The following is a 3106-nucleotide window of genomic DNA, read 5'->3' as shown; positions in this document are numbered from 1 at the left end:
AAAAAACACCCCCCCGCCCCCAAACGCTATTTACGCGGGTGGGTGTGGAGTACAGCGGTGTGCCCCCCCCACCCCCCCCGCCCCCCCCGGCCCGCGCCCCCCGCGGTGGGTCCGGCCCGGGCGGCGGGACGGGCGACGGGACGCGGCGTGGGGTGCGGACGCCGCGCGGGGCCGTTCCCGGTCCCGCCGCCCGCGCTCAGCCCCCGGACGGGGTGCGGTTGGCACCCCCGGCGACGCCGGCCGCGCCACCGGCACCGGCGCCGCCCGCCCCGGGGAACCCGCCGAAGCCGCCCGCGCCGCCCTCGGTCAGCTGGGTCGCCCGGTAGCCGCCGTCCCCCTCCGGGGTGCCGACCACGGTCACGGTCTGCCCCGGGCGGAGGTCGCCGACCTTGCCCTCGGTGGCGAGCTGCACCTTGGTGGAGTCCCCCGTGGTGATCTTGACGGTCTTGCCGGAGGCGTCGGTCAGGTAGACGGTGGTCCCGTCGACCGCCGTGACCGTCCCCCGGGTGAACCCGCCCTGGCCGCCGGTGCCCTGGCCGCCCGGCTGCCCGGTGCCGCCCTGGCCGTTGCGGCGGTTGCCCTGGGCGCCCGGCGTGCCCTGGCCGGGGGCCCCCGGGAAACCGGAGGCGGCCGCCCGTGGACGGTTCTGGCCGCCCGCCGCCGTACCGCCGCCCCCGTCCTCGCCCTTCTGGTACTGCACCCCGCCGGCGAAGGCGGCGGTGGCGATCACCGCGCCGGCCAGCACCAGCGTGGGCCAGGGCAGTCGGCGGCGCGGCGGGGCGGCGAGCTCGGCGGACACGTCGCGGGCGTCCGGCGGCGTGGCCAGCAGGGTGACCTGCTCGGCCGGGGTCGGCGAAGCCTGGGCGGGGACGGCCTGCGCGGGAACGGCGGCGGCGGGGGCCGCGACGGCCGGGAGCGGCCCGGTGGGCGGCGCCTCCTGCGGACGGCCGTCGCGGTCGTGGTCGGGGGCCGCGTGGTCGGGTGCTGCGTGGTCGGACATGATCGGGGACTCCTGGGTCACTCGTGCCTGAGCGCGTCGATGGGGCGCAGCCCGGCCGCCCGGTTGGCGGGGTAGCTGCCGAAGAACAGCCCGATGGCCACCGCGATGCCGAAGGCGCCGAGCACCGACTCGGGGATGATCACGGGCTCGATGCCGACGATCGTGACGTGCGATCCGGCGATGCCGGCGAGCACGCCGAGCCCGGCGCCGATCACCGACAGCAGCGTGGACTCGGTGAGGAACTGCCCGAGGATCACCGCGCGCGGTGCGCCGAGGGCCTTGCGGATGCCGATCTCCCTGGTCCGCTCGGTGACGGTGACCAGCATGATGTTGGTGATGCCGATCCCGCCGACCAGCAGCGAGATCGCCGCCACCGCGCCGAGCAGCACGGTGAAGGTCTTCGTCGTGCTCTCCCGGGCGGTCAGCAGCGAGGACTGGCTGCTGATCCGGAAGTCCGCCTTGGCCGGGTCGGCGATCGCGTGCGTGCCCAGCAGGACCCGGCTGACCTCCGCCTGGGCCTCGGTGGTGGCCTCGGCCGAGGTGGCCTGGACGAGCAGCTGGTTGACGGAGCCGAAGCCGGTGAAGGCGTTCTGCACGGTCGGCAGCGGGGCGATCACCACGTCGTCCGGGTCGGTGAAGCCGGTGCCGCCCTTGGCCCGGAGCACCCCGACCACGGTGAACGGGGTGCCGCCGAGGGTGATCCGCCTGCCGACCGGGTCCTCGCCGGCGAACAGCTGCCTGGCGGTGGTGGCGCCGAGCACCGCGACCTTGCGGGAGTTCAGTACGTCGTCGTTGGAGAAGTAGTCGCCCTGCCCGATCCGCTGGTTGGCGGTCTCGAAGTACGCCGGGTAGGTGCCGACCACCGAGCCGGGCGTGTGGGCGATGTCGCCGTACAGCGCGGCGGCGGAGGCCGTCACCACCGGGGCCACCGACTTCACGTGTGTGGTGTCGGGGCTGCTCGCGATGGCCTTGGCGTCGTCCACGGTGAGCTTCTTGGCGGTGCCGGCGGACGCGCCGCGGGCCCCGCCGGCGGCGGAGCCGGAGCTGACGGTGAGCGCGTTGGTGCCGAGCGAGGTGATCGACTCCTTGACCGCCACCGAGGAGCCGTTGCCGACGGCGAGCAGCAGGATCACCGAGGCGACGCCGATCAGCACACCGAGCATGGTGAGCGCCGAGCGCACCTTGTTCGCCGCGAGGCCGGCCACCGCGAAGCGCAGCATCTGCCAGACGATCACGCGAGCACCTCCGCCGGACGCAGCGCGGGCGGCGGCCCGTCCACCGGGGACTGGCGGACGTCGGCGGTGATGGTGCCGTCGACCAGCCGGAGCACCCGCTTGGCGTGCCGGGCGACCTCGTCCTCGTGGGTGATCACGACGACGGTGCGCCCGGCGGCGTTGAGGCCGTCGAGGATGGCCAGCACCTCCGCGGTGGAGCGGCTGTCCAGGTTGCCGGTCGGCTCGTCGGCGAGCAGCAGCGCGGGCGCGGTCACCAGCGCCCGGGCCACCGCGACCCGCTGCTGCTGGCCGCCGGAGAGCTCGTTGGGACGGTGCCCGGCCCGTTCGGCCAGGCCGACCAGGGAGAGCGCCGCGAGCGCGCGGCGGCGGCGCTCGGCCGCCCGTACGCCCGCGTAGGCGAGCGGCAGCTCCACCTGGGCGAGGGCGGTGGTGCGGGGCACCAGGTTGAAGGACTGGAAGATGAAGCCGATCTTGCGGTTGCGCACCAGGGAGAGCCGGCCCTCGTCGAGGTGGCCCACGTCGGTGCCGTCGAGCAGGTAGCGCCCGCCGGTGGGTACGTCCAGGCAGCCCAGGATGTTCATCAGGGTCGACTTGCCGGAGCCGGAGCTGCCCATCACCGCGACGTAGTCGCCCTCGGCGATGTCCAGGTCGACGCCGCGCGGTTCGCCGGTGACCGGGTCGAGCGGGCCGCGCAGCGCGTGCACGACGGCGTCGCCGTGCCCGTACGCCTTGGTGAGCCGGCGGATGCTGATCACCGGAGGGCGGGCGGCGGGCCCGGCCTCGGGGGAGTCGCCGGCCGGGAGTGCGGGGCGGGCGGTGCGGCGGCGCATCAGCGGCCGCCGTTCCGGTTGGCGCCGCTGCCGGCGCCGCC

3 protein-coding genes are annotated in these 3106 nt (G+C 75.8%); all 3 read right to left on the bottom strand.

The window, feature by feature from the left end:
- Positions 1 to 196: 196 nt before the first annotated feature.
- Complete coding sequence (locus ACWEQL_RS41825; protein ID WP_452156775.1) at positions 197 to 1000, bottom strand: hypothetical protein; 804 nt, start codon at positions 998 to 1000, stop codon at positions 197 to 199.
- A 17-nt stretch (positions 1001 to 1017) separates the two neighbouring features.
- A complete protein-coding gene (locus tag ACWEQL_RS41820) occupies positions 1018 to 2235 on the bottom strand; it encodes an ABC transporter permease (protein ID WP_452156773.1) in 1218 nt (405 codons plus the stop codon).
- The coding region (locus ACWEQL_RS41815) for an ABC transporter ATP-binding protein (RefSeq protein WP_452156771.1) at positions 2232 to 3106 on the bottom strand (875 nt) is incomplete at its 5' end. The genes ACWEQL_RS41815 and ACWEQL_RS41820, both read right to left, overlap by 4 nt.

This window comes from Kitasatospora sp. NPDC004240 (assembly GCF_053603215.1).
This window is presented reverse-complemented; position numbering and strand designations above follow the sequence as displayed.